The 13,110-nt window shown below is 72.1% G+C and carries 11 protein-coding genes and 1 pseudogene; 11 read left to right on the forward strand and 1 reads right to left on the reverse strand.

Annotated elements, in window-relative coordinates; genetic code table 11:
* The first annotated feature begins 7 nt into the window (after positions 1-7).
* From OU787_RS14165 to OU787_RS34565, 11 genes and pseudogenes are all read left to right on the forward strand, one after another.
* Positions 8-1,039 (forward strand): ABC transporter substrate-binding protein, encoded by a 1,032-nt coding sequence (locus OU787_RS14165; protein WP_268659520.1) that lies wholly within the window; start codon positions 8-10, stop codon positions 1,037-1,039.
* An 11-nt stretch (positions 1,040-1,050) separates the two neighbouring features.
* A complete protein-coding gene (locus OU787_RS14170) occupies positions 1,051-1,953 on the forward strand; it encodes a siderophore-interacting protein (protein WP_268659521.1) in 903 nt (300 codons plus the stop codon).
* A gap of 167 nt (positions 1,954-2,120) precedes the next feature.
* Positions 2,121-2,720, forward strand: coding sequence for a superoxide dismutase (locus OU787_RS14175; protein WP_030462860.1), 600 nt, complete (start codon positions 2,121-2,123; stop codon positions 2,718-2,720).
* A 151-nt stretch (positions 2,721-2,871) separates the two neighbouring features.
* Positions 2,872-3,555: a Crp/Fnr family transcriptional regulator gene (locus OU787_RS14180; RefSeq protein ID WP_268659522.1), complete on the forward strand. Its 684-nt coding sequence runs from the start codon at positions 2,872-2,874 to the stop codon at positions 3,553-3,555.
* A 147-nt stretch (positions 3,556-3,702) separates the two neighbouring features.
* Positions 3,703-4,569, forward strand: coding sequence for a hypothetical protein (locus tag OU787_RS14185; RefSeq protein WP_268659523.1), 867 nt, complete (start codon positions 3,703-3,705; stop codon positions 4,567-4,569).
* Positions 4,566-6,830, forward strand: a complete 2,265-nt coding sequence (locus OU787_RS14190; RefSeq protein WP_268659524.1) for a hypothetical protein — start codon at positions 4,566-4,568, stop codon at positions 6,828-6,830. Before OU787_RS14185 ends, OU787_RS14190 begins: the two co-directional genes overlap by 4 nt.
* A gap of 33 nt (positions 6,831-6,863) precedes the next feature.
* The gene (locus OU787_RS14195) at positions 6,864-8,102 is read left to right on the forward strand and encodes a PE-PGRS family protein (RefSeq protein ID WP_268659525.1); all 1,239 of its coding nucleotides are present in this window, start codon (positions 6,864-6,866) and stop codon (positions 8,100-8,102) included.
* Complete coding sequence (locus tag OU787_RS14200) at positions 8,099-8,695, forward strand: Pycsar system effector family protein (RefSeq protein WP_268659526.1); 597 nt, start codon at positions 8,099-8,101, stop codon at positions 8,693-8,695. The genes OU787_RS14195 and OU787_RS14200 overlap by 4 nt, the downstream gene beginning before the upstream one ends.
* Positions 8,696-9,251: 556 nt before the next feature.
* Positions 9,252-10,313: a M48 family metalloprotease gene (locus OU787_RS14205; RefSeq protein WP_268659527.1), complete on the forward strand. Its 1,062-nt coding sequence runs from the start codon at positions 9,252-9,254 to the stop codon at positions 10,311-10,313.
* 20 nt (positions 10,314-10,333) lie between these two features.
* Positions 10,334-11,239 carry an RNA polymerase sigma factor SigJ gene (gene sigJ / locus OU787_RS14210; RefSeq protein ID WP_268659528.1) on the forward strand — a complete coding sequence of 302 codons (906 nt, stop codon included), beginning with the start codon at positions 10,334-10,336 and terminating at the stop codon, positions 11,237-11,239.
* A gap of 57 nt (positions 11,240-11,296) precedes the next feature.
* A pseudogene (locus tag OU787_RS34565) lies at positions 11,297-11,734 on the forward strand (SDR family oxidoreductase); the annotation flags it as partial.
* Positions 11,735-12,142: 408 nt separating this feature from the next.
* Here OU787_RS34565 and OU787_RS14220 read toward each other — a convergent pair.
* Positions 12,143-12,988: an NAD(P)H-binding protein gene (locus OU787_RS14220; protein WP_030462863.1), complete on the reverse strand. Its 846-nt coding sequence runs from the start codon at positions 12,986-12,988 to the stop codon at positions 12,143-12,145.
* Positions 12,989-13,110 lie beyond the last annotated feature (122 nt).

A 13,110-nucleotide genomic window follows, 5' to 3' on the forward strand; every position in this document is an offset into this window, starting at 1 on the left:
TACCGCCATGCCGACTTCCCCCCGCCTGACCCGCCGCGGCCTGCTCGCCGCGGGCGGGGCCACCGCCCTCGGCGCGGTGCTCGCCGCCTGCGGCTCCTCCGGCGGCGAGAAGGCCGCGGGCGACGGCGGTTCGGCCGGCGGCGGCCCGTGGACCTTCACCGACGACCGCCCGCAGACCGTCACCGCGAAGAGCACCCCGTCCCGGGTGGTGGCCTTCACCGGCGCCGCCGCCGCGCTCGCCGACTTCGGCCTGGACAAGCAGCTGGTCGGCGTCTTCGGCGAGACCAAGGGCGCCGACGGCAAGGCCGACCCGCAGGCCGGCAGCCTGGACGTGGACAAGGTCGAGATCATCGGCAACGCCTGGGGCGAGTTCTCGATCGAGAAGTACGCGGCGCTGCGCCCCGAACTGCTGGTGACCCACATGTACGACCCGGGCGCGTACTGGTACGTGCCGGACGAGTCCAAGGACAAGATCCTCCAGCTCGCCCCGCAGGTGCTGGTCTCCACCGGCCGGGTCGCCATCACCCAGCCGATCGAGCACTACGCCAAGCTCGCCGAGTCGCTGGGCGCGGACCTGAAGGCGCAGCAGGTCCTCGACGCCAAGGCCCGGTTCGAGAAGGCGTCCGAGGAGCTGCGGCAGGCCGTCAAGGCGGCCGGCGGCGTCAAGGTGATGGCCTGCTCCGGCAGCGCCGACCTGTTCTACGTCTCCAACCCGAAGATCTCCTGCGACCTGATCTACTTCGCCGAACTGGGTGTGGAGTTCATCCAGCCGGAGAAGACCGACGGCGGCGACTACTACGAGGGCCTGAGCTGGGAGAACGCCGGCAAGTACCCGGCCGACCTGCTGCTGCTCGACCAGCGCTCCACCGCCCTGCAGCCCAAGGACCTGGCCGCCAAGCCCGCCTGGGGCCAACTGCCCGCCGTCAAGGCCGGGCAGATCACCCCGTGGGACGCGGTGCCGCGCTTCTCCTACGCCGGGTTCGCCCCGCTGATCGAGCGGCTGACCGCCGCGATCCAGAAGTCCCGCAAGCTGAGCTGAAGGACCGTCAGATGACTGGACAGGCCCAGGAGTACGACTTCTTCCCCGCGCACGTGGTGCGCACCCGCCGGCTCGGCCCGACCATGCTGCGGGTCACCTTCGGCGGCGGAGCGCTGCGCTCCTTCGCCGGCGGCGGGCGCGACCAGTCCTTCTCGCTCTTCCTGCCGCAGCCCGGCCAGGACGAGCCGGACCTCCCGTACGCGGAGGGCGAGGGCTGGTTCGCCGCCTGGCGGGCGATCCCGGCGGACCGGCGGGCCGTGATGCGCTCGTACACCGTCCGCGCGCAGCGGGCCGAACCGCCGGAGCTGGACGTCGACTTCGCGTTGCACGGCGTCGGAGCGGACGGCCACGCACCTTCCGGCCCAGGCGGCCACCCGCCCGCCGGCGCGCCCGCCGGTCCGCCCGCCGGTCCGGCCGCCGCCTGGGCCGCCGCGGCCCGGCCCGGCGCCCGGGTGGTGCTGCTCGGCCCGGCCGTCGCCGACAACCGCTCGGTGGCCTTCCGGCCGCCCGCGGACACCGGTTTCGTGCTGCTGCTGGCCGACGAGACCGCGCTGCCCGCAGTCGGCGGCATCCTGGACTGGCTGCCGGCCGGCACCCGCGCGCTGGTCTGGATCGAGGTGCCGGACGCCGCCGACATCCAGGACCTGCCCGCCCCCGCGGGCGTCGACCTCACCTGGCTGGTGCGCGCGCCCGGCGCGCCCTCCGGCCTGCTGCCGGCCCTGCGCGCGGCCGAACTGCCCGCCGGCGCCCCGTACGCCTGGATCGCCGGCGAGTCCGGCACCGTCAAGGAGCTGCGCCGCCACCTGGTGCGCGAACGCGGCGTCGACCGGCGGGCGGTGGCCTTCTCCGGCTACTGGCGGCGCGGCGCCTCCGAGGACCGGCTGCGCGAGGAGGCGTACGCCCGGCCGTCCTGACGCCCCTCCCTCCCCTCCTCCTTCCGCAGGCCCGCCCCCTCGCCGGGGCGGGCCTGCGGCGTTCCCGCCACAGCGCTTTAATGCCCTATCAATGCTCTTGCAAGAGAGTTGCAATAAGGTGGCACTCGCAACTGACCCTCCGTCCGACCGAGAAGGGCTGCTCAGCCATGGGTGCCTACACGCTGCCTGACCTCCCGTACGACTACTCCGCCCTCGAGCGCGCGATGTCCGCCGAGATCCTCGAACTGCACCACTCCAAGCACCACCTGGCGTACGTCAACGGCGCCAACTCGACGCTCGACCAGCTCGCCGAGGCCCGCGACAAGGAGCAGTTCGGCTCGCTGGTCGGCCTGCAGAAGACCCTGGCCTTCCACCTCTCCGGCCACGTGCTGCACTCGCTGTTCTGGGAGAACCTCTCCCCCGACGGCGGCGACCGCCCCGAGGGCGCCCTCGCCGACGCCATCACCGAGCACCTCGGCGGCTTCGACGCCTTCAAGCAGCAGCTCACCGCCGCCACCGTCGGCGTCCAGGGCTCCGGCTGGGGCATCCTCTCCTGGGAGCCGCTCGGCAAGCGCCTGATCGTCGAGCAGGTCTACGACCACCACGGCAACGTCGGCCAGGGCACCGTCCCGCTGCTCGCCTTCGACGCCTGGGAGCACGCCTACTACCTGCAGTACCGCAACGTCCGCCCCGACTACGTCACCCGCCTCTGGGACGTCGTCAACTGGCAGGACGTCAGCGCCCGCTACGCCGCCACCCAGGCCTGACCCGCCCCGGCGGGGGCCCCAGCGCCCCCGCCGCCCGGCCGCGCCAACGGCAATGTCCTCCGCCGGTCGCCGTGCAGCCTGCCCACGCCGTAATCTCTCCTCCCAACGGTGACCCGCGGTCCGAACCGCGTGGCGGAGGAAGGACTTCAGGATGGAGTTCGAGGATCGGGTGCCCTTCGCGGCCAGACTGGAATCCGCCGACCGGAAAGCCTTGATGGACCACGGCAACAAGATGGTCTTCCCGGCACGACACGTCCTGCTCCGGGAGCACGAACCCTCGACCCACGTCCTGGTCCTGCTCTCCGGCTGGACCAAGGTCACCTCGGCGTCCGCGAACGGATACGAGGCGCTGCTCGCGCTCCGCGGCCCCGGCGATATCGTGGGTGAGGCAGCCACGCTCAGCGGGCGGGTCCGGGCCGCCACCGTCACCGCGCTGTCCGCCACTGAGGCACTGGCGATAGACTCCGCCGCCTTCGCCGGGCTGCTCGACGCACGGCCCGCCCTGACCCGGCAGCTTCTCGCTCTCACCGCCGACCGGACCCGGGACAGCGACCGGCGCCGGGTCCAGTTCGCGGCGTTGAACGTCCAGGAGCGACTGGCACTGCTCCTGCTCGAACTGCTCCACACCCACGGGCGCAGCACCGACGAGGGGACGCACGTCTTCCCCGGCCTGACCCAGAGCGAACTCGCGGGATCGGTCGGCGCTTCCAGGGAAGCCGTGGCCCGGCTGCTGAAGGGCCTGCGCGAGCGCGGGATCGTCCGCACCGAGCGCCGCGGCATCACCGTCCTGAGGCCGGACGTTCTCCGCAAAATGGCGGGTCGGGCCGACGGCTGACCCCTGTTGCCGGGCACGGCAAGGCTGCTCTGTGTACACGGTCACACACCTGATGTGCTAGCGTCCGTCGCCCCGCACCCCGTTTCCCTGGGATCTTCGCAGTGCTCGAAGGGTCGCACCGGCCCGGCACTCCGACGGAAGGCAGCCATGCCCGAGCCCCTCAACAGGACGATCCTGCTCCTGGACATCGAACGGTTCAGCCGCCGTGACGACGTCGTGCAGGCGGTGCTCCGGCGCGCGCTGCGCGTGGTCGTCGACCAGACCCTGGTGGCGGCCGGCGTCGAACCCAGCCGGCAGTACCGCGAGGACCGCGGCGACGGACTGATCGTGCTGCTCGGCGCGGACGTGCCGAAGACCTCCGTGCTCCGTACCCTGCTCACTCTCACGCCCGAACTGCTCCACGACCACAACCGGTTGGTGTCCACCAGCGCCCAGATGCGGCTGCGGATGGTTCTCACCTCCGGCGAGGTCGCGCACGACCCGCAGGACAACACTGTCGGGGGGCTCGTCGGCCACGATCTCAACCAGGCCTTTCGGCTGCTCGAATCCGACGCGCTCCGCACCGCTCTCGCCGGACGGAGTCCGGACACCTGTGTCCTGGCCGTCGGCGATGCGGTGTACCAAGGCGTCGTACGGCACGGATACCAGGGGATCCGGCCCGACTCCTTCGCCCCGGCCGAAATCCCGGTGAAGGACGGTACGGTGCACGCCTGGCTGCACCTCGGCAGTGCCACCGGCGTCGTGCCCGCCCCGTCCGCCCCGCAACCGGCCCCACAACCCGGCGGCGCGACAGCACCACATGTTCCTCGGCCCCCGGAGCCCACGGCCCCGGAACGCGCCCGCAGCAAGGCTGTGTTCCACTTCCACGGGGCACCCGTGATCCACGGCTCGTTCGTGGCCGGCGACCAGCACGGTGTCAGTGGCGGCCGGGTCTCCGGCGACGTCATCCTCGGCGGACAGCACTCCGGGAACGGCTTCCCCCCCGAACGGGAAGCCGGGGACGAGCCACGATGAGCCACCCCCAGCACACCGAGCGACCTGCGGACCGGGCTGCCGCAGAGCCTGCAGCAGAACCGAACGACCAGCCCGGCCTCGCTACCACCGAGCAGGACGCCGACGAGTCCCCCGATACCGCGCCGGAACACGCTTGGGACTCCCGACGGGATCTGTTACGGCACACTCCCGGCTTCTTCCTCGGCCCGTCCGCCCGGTTTGGCGGCTCCATGGTGGCTGGCGACCAACACGGCGTTAGCGGCGGTCAGGTATTCGGCGACGTCATCCTCGGCGGCAGCAAGATCGAGTACCGCTTCGGGGAGGACTCCGAGGAACGCTCCGGCGAGATCCCGTCCACTGAAGTCGAGGCAATGGCGGCCAGATTCATCCGGCCTGCCTCGGAACCGGCCGACGCAACGGTCGAACCGGAGCAAGACGCCTTCGGGGCGGCACTGCGCCACCTCACCGAACACCGGGTCGTCATCCTCTCCGGCTCCGCCGAAACCGGCCGCCGGACAGCCGCACTGATGCTGCTCCGAGCCGCCGGTACCACCAAGTACCGCGCTCTGGACCCCAGTCTGCCGCCCGGCCGGCTCGCCGGGGAACTCCGGGCCGGCTGGGGCCACGTCCTCCCGGACTACACGGCCGACGCGGAACGCCCGCTGCGCGAGCACCACGTGCGAGCGCTCAGTGAGCGGCTGCACGCCGACGACGGTCACCTGGTCGTCGTGGTCGGACCGCACCCCTCCGTGCACGGCAGCTTCCCGCCCGTACCGTGGCAGCCCCCGGCACCGACGGTCTTCATCCGGGGCCGACTGCTCCGCAAGGAAATCGGCGCCGACGAGATCGAACGGCTACTCGCCCTCGAACCCGTCCGGGCCATGACCGAGCACCCCCGTCCGATGGCCGAACTGGCTTGGTTCTCGGGCCAGCTCGCGGACTTCTCCCAGGGCAGGATCACGCTGGAGCAACTCTCCGCGCTCGGGCACCACGCCGCCGAACAGCAGGTGCGCACCTGGTTCGACGGCGACGAGTGCTCAATCCACGACAAGGCGTTCCTGGTCTCGCTCGCCGCTTTCGACGACGCCCCGTACCCGCTGGCCGCCGAACTCGGCGACGTGCTCTTCACTCTGCTCCAGAAGATCGAGAACCCTCATCATCCCGCCGGCATCCCGGTGTTCGGAACCTCCAGCGCGCGGCGCATCGACCTGGCACGAGCCGACCGCTACCAGGAGCCGGAGGAGACCGAATGGGGGCCAGTGCTTCAAACCAAGATCCAGTTCAGGGACCGGCTCACCGCTCCCGCCCTGCTGCGCGAAGTGTGGAACGGCCATCCCTCCGCCCGCCCGGCCCTGGTCAGCTGGCTCCGCAGCATGGCCCAGGACCCGCGCCCACTGGTCCGTACCCGCGCGGCCTTCGTCTCAGCGGTCCTCGCCCAGACCGATCTGGCCTCCACCATGGCCCTGCTGATCCAGCCCTGGGCCGCGGGTCGGCAGTTCCGTGCCCGGCTTGCGGCCGCCAACGCCCTGGCCCTCACCCAACACCTGGGCACCCCCCACATCTCCCGCATCCTGCACGACTGGTGCACCAGCGAGAACCACCAGCTCCGTCGGACCTCGGTCCGCGGTTACGCGCTGATCGGCGACTCTTTCCCCGAACAGGCGATCGCCGCCCTGATCGAAGCCGTTCATGCGCTCGACCGACGGGGCGGGCCACCTGCCGAACAAGGTGAGGAACTCGACGAAATCGCTCAGTCCGCCGCTGCGGTACTGCTCGCCGTCGGACAGCGTCCTGCCCAGGAGAACGGGCTTCCCGGTGCCACCGCCCTGTGGACGGACCTGGTCCCACTGGCTCGAACCGGCCTGCTTCGCGGCTTCGTTCTACGGACCGTCGTACACGCCTGCGGACCGACGGACAGTTCCCGCGGAACCGGGCGGCCTCTGCTGCTCGACCTCTTCGCCCAGGCGGATCCCGCTCCTGGCACGCCGGGCGCCCTGCTCCGGCAGAGCCTCGCCGCCCTGTGGCGGACCCTGCTCAACGACCCGTCCTACTCCGGCGCCGGACTGAATGTGATGAGGCAGTGGGCCACTGCCACCGCCGCCGATCCCGATGCCGAAGCCGCCTTGGCCGAACTGCTGCAGATGCTGGCCGTCTCCACTGAAGACGTCAAGCGGCTCGACTACCTGCTGGAACACCTGCCCCGGACAACCGGAGCACCGCCGTTCGACGCCGCGCGGCTCCGGTCCGCACTGCTCCGTCCCACACCGCCGCAGTCCGCCTGACCGGCGCCGCACCTCTGCCCAGGAGAGATCGAGATGTACAAGCCGCCGCAGTGGCACCAGAACGCCAACCGGGGCTCCCAACTCGCCGACCCCGTCGTGACGATCCAGGAACTGTCCCGGTTCCGGGCGCTGCGCAACACCCGGATCGACTACGCCCTGGTGTTCACCAACTCCCAGGGCAACCTCGACACCTACTTGCCGCCGCACCGGCCGAGCCGCACCGAACTCGCCACTCGGGGCTGGAGCACCGTCTACGAGGTCGACACCGGCGTGCACGATGCCTCGGCCCTCCTCTCCCTCCCCAGCGACAACGACGCCTTCCTCTTCGACGTCTCGCTGGAGTGCACCTGGCAGGTCACCGCCCCCGCCGCGTTCGTCGCCAGCGGGGAGCGCGACGTTCCCGCGCTGATCCGTCGGATCGTCGACGACACCGTCCGCCCCGTGCTGCGGCAATACCCGATGCTGAGCAGCGCAGCCGCTGAGAAGGCCGCGCAGAGCACCCTGGAGGGCATCGGGCCGTTCGGCGAATCGGCCGGGTTGAGGATCCGGTGCGGAATCCAGATCCGTCAGGACGAGGCGGCCCAGCAGCACGCCAGAGAACTCCGGGAGATCGAGTTCGCACGCATCAAGCTAGCCCCGGAGCACACGCTGCGCATGCAGACCGCCGAACTGGAAGCCGAACGCGCACTCGCCACCAGCCGGCTCCTCCACCGCGTCGAACTGCAGAACCAGGAACTCAGCCACGAACGGCAGTTGGCCCGCGGCCAGCAGGAACTGCAGCTCCAGGAAGTAGAGATCAAAAAGATCGAGTATTACACGTACTGGCTGGAACGCGGCGGTCCGGCCGCCATGGGCTTCCACCTCGCGCGCCACCCCGAGGACGCCCAGCTCGTCATGAACAACCTACGACAGGACCAACTCCAAGCGATGCAGAACCAGTTGCAGGTGGCGTTGCAGGCCCTCGGCGGCGGCCCCGGCGGCCTGGAGGAACACCAACTCGACGAGCCGCGACGCCTCGCCGCCGGTGTGATCAGAGAGGTCCTGAGCGCGAAGCTGGCCCCCGGCAACAGCCACACCGTTCACGAGGTCGCCCCGCTCCCAGGCGGCGCCGACCTGCCCGGCTCGGTACCGCCGCCGCACGCCGCACCTCCGTCCGCAGTCCCGGACCCGCCTGCCGCTCCCCAGGCCGGACCGGGACCCCAGCGGACGGAGCCCTTCGAGGACGCACACTTGTTCGGCTACCGGGTCCCCAACCCGCCGCCGGCCCGATGACTGCCAGCGGAGAAACGGCTGCGGCGACGACCGGGGAGATCGCCGCCGCAGCCACGGGGGAAACGGTCCGGGGAGCCGTCGGTGGGCAATCGCCGGCAACAGGGTTCCACAGCGCTGAACGTCTGCTGGCGGACCTCCGGCAGGAGTCCGCCCGTACCGATGCCAAGGGCTCGGTACTCGTCGGCGCTCAGGGCATGGCAGGCGCAGCCCTGGTCGGTGTCCTCACCTCCCACGACTGGCGGAGCTCCGCCCTCACCCTCAGCGCCCAAGTGCTCTGGTGGACCGGTGCCGCCTGTTTCCTGGCCTCGCTCGGAGCGGTACTCGCAGCGATCGTTCCCCGCTTCCGTTCCCGTGCCTGGCATCCTGGGCAGCCCCTCACACACTTCGCCGACATCCGAGCTGCGGCAGACGCAGGCCCCGGTGTGCTGGAAGAAGCTCTCATCACCTCGGCCCAGGCCCCGCACGTCGCCGTCCTCGCCTCGCTGGTGGACATCAGCAGGATCGTCGCGAGCAAGTACTGGTGGCTCAGAGCCGGGATCGTCCTCTTCGCGGCTGCTCTCGTCCTGCTTCCGGGTTCGCTCATCACCGGCTGACCCGCCCACTCATATCGGCTCCGGTCCGAGGAGACCCTCCGCCATGCCGCACGTCCCCGACCCCATCCTGGATGTCACCCACCACGGCTTGGGCCCCGTCCGCCCCGCAGTGCCTCCGCTTACAGCCAGCGCGCCGATCTACCCGGACGACGCACCCGCCTACCCCGGCGACGAACCCACCTACCCGGACGACGCACCCGCCTACCCCGGCGACGCACCTGCCTACCCCGGCGACGAACCCACCTACCCGAGCAAACCCTCCGTTGCTGTACGGGTCTCGGTGAATCAACCGGTCGAGCCACCGGTGCACCGCTTCGACCCGGCACCCGTGCATCTTGCGGCCTTCCCTGCCCCGCCTCCGCCTTCGGCACTGCCGTCCTTTTCGGAACCGCAGCCGCAGGTTCCACCTGTCGTGCCTTCGCCACCCGCACCGCCGCCGTCCCCTCCGACGTCTCCACCCACGTCGGGGGCCTTCCCTTCCGGGTTTGAGGACCTCCACATCCAGACGGGCCGGACCTACCGGACCGCCCACCAGCGCGGAGCCGACAAGGCTGCGGTGGCGCAGTTGGTGGCCGCCCTGCCGATCGCGCTGATCAGCTTCTTCGTGGTGGTGGTCGCCGGCGTCCTGGTCAACCCGGTACTGGGGGTGGTCGTGCCATTGCTCTGGCTCGGCTCGGGACTGCTCGTCTTCCGACCGTCCGCGGAACGTCTGATCGCCCGTCGGCTGGGCATGCGGCAACCCCAGCCCGGCGAGGAAGAGCGGCTGGCCGTGGTGTGGGACCAGGTCACCCGTCGAGCGGGGGTCGACCCGCAGAAGTACCAGTTGTGGGTACAGGACCGGGCCGAACTGAACTCGACAGCCACGGCGGGCCACATCGTCGGGGTGACTCGACTCGCGCTTGATCGCCTCACGAACGCCCAACTCGCCGGGATCCTCGCACACGAACTGGGCCACCACGTCGGCGGCCACACCTGGGCGGGATTGCTCGCCGACTGGTACACCCTGCCCGGACGTGCGGTCGGACGCGCGGCGTTCCGGATCCTGTCGGGCCTCATCAGGTCCAAGCACCCGCTCGGCGTCGGCTGCGGAGGCTGCCTGATGCTGATGCTCCCATTCACCCTCGTGAACCTGCTTTACGTGCAACGGTTGTGGTGGTTGCTGGTTCCCGCTGCCCTGGCTCCCGTCTTCACCACTCTGCTCAGACGGCGTGCGGAACAGAAGGCCGACGACTACGCCGTCGCCCTGGGGTTCGGTGCCGAACTCGCCGCTGTTGTCCTCCAGGAGCAGCAGCGGCTCCGTGTCGAAGGCCCTCCGTACGCCCATCACCCCTACCCCGGCTGGGCCGGCCCGGGACAACCGGCCGCACCCACCTGGGGTCCCGGCGCCCCGCCCCCTCAGTACATCCCTTCTCCCCCGTACGCACCGCCGCCGTACGGGCCACCGGGTGGACAGCCGACCCCGTACGCATGGGCACCCAGTGTCCCGCCTTCACCGCGCAGGCCCCGAACGCCGCACACCGACCTGGAAGCGCGTCTGCGGCGGCTGTCCCCGTATCTCGGTGAGGAGGCCCCGACCGGGGCAGCCGGTTCCGGAACCCTGGCGTCCCCGCCTCAATAACGTGCCCTAGCGTGGGAGCCATGAACGGGGAACGGGACGACGCGGCACGGGAGTTCGAGAGCCACCGGACGCGGCTGTTCGCGCTGGCCTACCGGATGCTCGGCTCGGCCGCCGAGGCCGAGGACACCGTGCAGGACGCCTACCTGCGCTGGCACGGCGCCGCCCCCGGGCAGGTCGCGGCGCCCGGGCCGTGGCTCAACAAGGTGGTCGCCAACCTCTGCCTGAACCGGCTGACCTCGGCCCGGGCCCGCCGCGAGGAGTACCCGGGCACCTGGCTGCCGGAGCCGGTGGCCACCGGGGCGCTCGGCCCGATGGAGCGGGCCGAGCAGCGCGAGGCCGTCTCCTTCGCCGTGCTCACCATGATGGAACGCCTCTCCCCGCCCGAACGCGCCGCCGTCGTCCTGCGCGACGCCTTCGCCTACAGCCACCGGGAGATCGCCGGCGTCCTGGACTGCACCGAGGCCGCCGCCCGCCAGCTCTACCACCGCGGCCGCAAGCACCTCTCCGACGGCGCCCCGCCGCCCGGCGGCGTCGACGCCGAGCAGAACGCCGCCCTGCTCGGCCGCTTCCTGCGGGCCGCCTCGGACGGCGCCCTCGACCAGCTCGAACAGCTCCTCACCGAGCAGGTCGTGGTCTGGGCGGACGGCGGCGGCAAGGTCCGCGCCGCGCTCCGGCCGGTGCACGGCCGCACCAACACCGCCCGCTTCCTGGCCGGCCTGTTCGAACGGTTCACCACCGGCGTCCGGTTCGAGGTCGCCGAGGCCAACGGCACCCCCGTCCTGCTCGGCTGGGAGGGCGACGCGCTCACCTCGCTCGGCCAGGTCGAGGCCGGCCCCGACGGCGTCACCGCCATCCGGATCCTGCGCAACCCGGACAAACTCGCCCACTACGCGGACCGGCACCGCGCGCTGTCACAGAACGGCTGACCGTCCGGTTCCTTCCGGGGAGAGCACCCGCCACCCCCGCCCGGAAGGAACCGGACCATGACCGACCGCCCCGACCTCCCCCTGCTGGTGACCGGCGCCACCGGCGTCCTCGGCCGCGAGGTGCTGCGGCACGCCCGCGCCACCGGCCGCCCGGTCCGCGCCCTGACCCGGCGCACCGCCCCGCCCGCCGACGCCGACACCCACTGGTGCACCGGCGACCTCACCGCCGGCACCGGGCTCGACCCGGCGTTCACCGGCGCCGACGCGGTGATCCACTGCGCCAGCGACCCGCGGCACCCGAAGAACGACCTGCCCGCCTTCCGCCACCTGCTGGAGGCCGCCCGCCGGGCCGGCGTCCGGCACGTCGTCAACATCTCGATCGTCGGCGTCGACCGGATCCCGCTGGCCTACTACCGGATCAAGCGGCAGGGCGAGGAACTGCTCGCCGCGTCCGGCCTCGGCTGGACCAACCTGCGCGCCACCCAGTTCCCGCAACTGCTGGACGGCATGCTCCGCCCGCTCGGGCGGCTGCCCGTCCTGCCGATGCCCTCCCGCACCCCCGTGCAGCCCGTCGACCCCGCCGAGGTCGCCGCCCGCCTGGTCGCGCTCGCCCTCGGCGACCCGGTCGGCCACGCCCCCGACCTGGCCGGACCCGAGACCCGCCCGGCCACCGACCTCGCCGCCGCCTGGCTCCGCGCCCGCGGCAGCCGCCGCCCCGTCCTGCCCGTCCACCTGCCCGGCCGCGCCGGCCGCCTGCTGCGCGAGGGCGCCCTCACCTCCCCGGCCACGCCGACGGCACCCGCACCTGGGACGACTACCTGGCCGCCCGGCGCTGAACCGGAGGCCCGGGGAGCGGCGGGCCGCCACCCACCGCTCCCCGGGCCCGCCCGCCCCGCTACCGGCTCACCGGAACGCGGGGGCGGCGGCCCGCGCCCAGTCCGCGTAGCTGCGCGCCGGACGCCCGAGCACCCGCTCCACGTCCGGGCTGACCCGCTGCTCCGCGGGCAGCGGCGAACCGAGGATGTCGAGGGTGCCGTCGAGCACCTCCGCGGGCACGAAGCGCGCCAGGTGCGCGCGGGCCTGCTCCCGGGTCAGCTCGACGAACGCGACCTCCGCACCGACCACCTCGCCGAGCACCGCCGCCTGCTGCCGGGGCGTGATCGCCTCGGGGCCGGTCAGCACGTACACCTGCTCCCGGTGCCCGTCCTCCCGCAGCGCGACGGCCGCCACCGCCGCCAGGTCCGCCGGGTCCACCACCGGCAGCGCCACGTCCGCGAACGGGGCGTGCACGGTGCGCTGCCCGCGGACGCCCTCCGCCCAGGCGTACGTGTTGGACGCGAACCCGCCGGCCTGCAGCACGGTGTACGCCAGCCCGCTGTTGCGCAGCGCCGCCTCGAACTCGCGCAGCCGGAAGTGCGAGGCCGCCTCCGGCCGGGTCCCGTTGATCTGCGAGGACAGCATCACCACCCGCTCCACACCCGCCGCCTTCACCTGCTCCAGCAGCTCCGCGGCCGGCGCCCCGGGACCGTTCAGGTCGCCGGCCAGCAGCAGGAACAGCGCGTCCGCCCCCTCCAGCGCGGGCAGCAGGCTCGAGAAGTCGGCCAGGTCCGCGGCCAGGTGCACGACCCCCTCCGGGAAGCCCCCGTCCGGCACCTGGCGGGAGACCGCGGTGACCTGCTCGCCCGCCGCGACGAGCAGCGAGACCAGCGGACGGCCGACGTTCCCGGTGGCTCCAGTAACAACGATCATGATCGAGCTCCTCGGTTCAGCAGGGCCCAAGTCCCTTGTCCTCACGGCCTCTTCGGCCACGTCCACGACGCTAACACCGGGGGGCTAAAGGTCACCTAGAGGAAACCGACCCCCACCCCCGA

The sequence above is a fragment of the Kitasatospora sp. YST-16 genome (genome assembly GCF_026802215.1).
Taxonomy (GTDB): domain Bacteria; phylum Actinomycetota; class Actinomycetes; order Streptomycetales; family Streptomycetaceae; genus Kitasatospora; species Kitasatospora cineracea.

Bases quoted from the DNA above. Each gene is read 5' to 3' on its own strand.
- OU787_RS14165 (WP_268659520.1), top strand. From the start codon at position 8: ATGCCGACTTCCCCCCGCCTGACCCGCCGCGGCCTGCTCGCCGCGGGC.
- OU787_RS14170 (WP_268659521.1), top strand. From the start codon at position 1,051: ATGACTGGACAGGCCCAGGAGTACGACTTCTTCCCCGCGCACGTGGTG.
- OU787_RS14175 (WP_030462860.1), top strand. From the start codon at position 2,121: ATGGGTGCCTACACGCTGCCTGACCTCCCGTACGACTACTCCGCCCTC.
- OU787_RS14180 (WP_268659522.1), top strand. From the start codon at position 2,872: ATGGAGTTCGAGGATCGGGTGCCCTTCGCGGCCAGACTGGAATCCGCC.
- OU787_RS14185 (WP_268659523.1), top strand. From the start codon at position 3,703: ATGCCCGAGCCCCTCAACAGGACGATCCTGCTCCTGGACATCGAACGG.
- OU787_RS14190 (WP_268659524.1), top strand. From the start codon at position 4,566: ATGAGCCACCCCCAGCACACCGAGCGACCTGCGGACCGGGCTGCCGCA.
- OU787_RS14195 (WP_268659525.1), top strand. From the start codon at position 6,864: ATGTACAAGCCGCCGCAGTGGCACCAGAACGCCAACCGGGGCTCCCAA.
- OU787_RS14200 (WP_268659526.1), top strand. From the start codon at position 8,099: ATGACTGCCAGCGGAGAAACGGCTGCGGCGACGACCGGGGAGATCGCC.
- sigJ (WP_268659528.1), top strand. From the start codon at position 10,334: ATGAACGGGGAACGGGACGACGCGGCACGGGAGTTCGAGAGCCACCGG.
- OU787_RS14220 (WP_030462863.1), bottom strand. From the start codon at position 12,988: ATGATCGTTGTTACTGGAGCCACCGGGAACGTCGGCCGTCCGCTGGTC.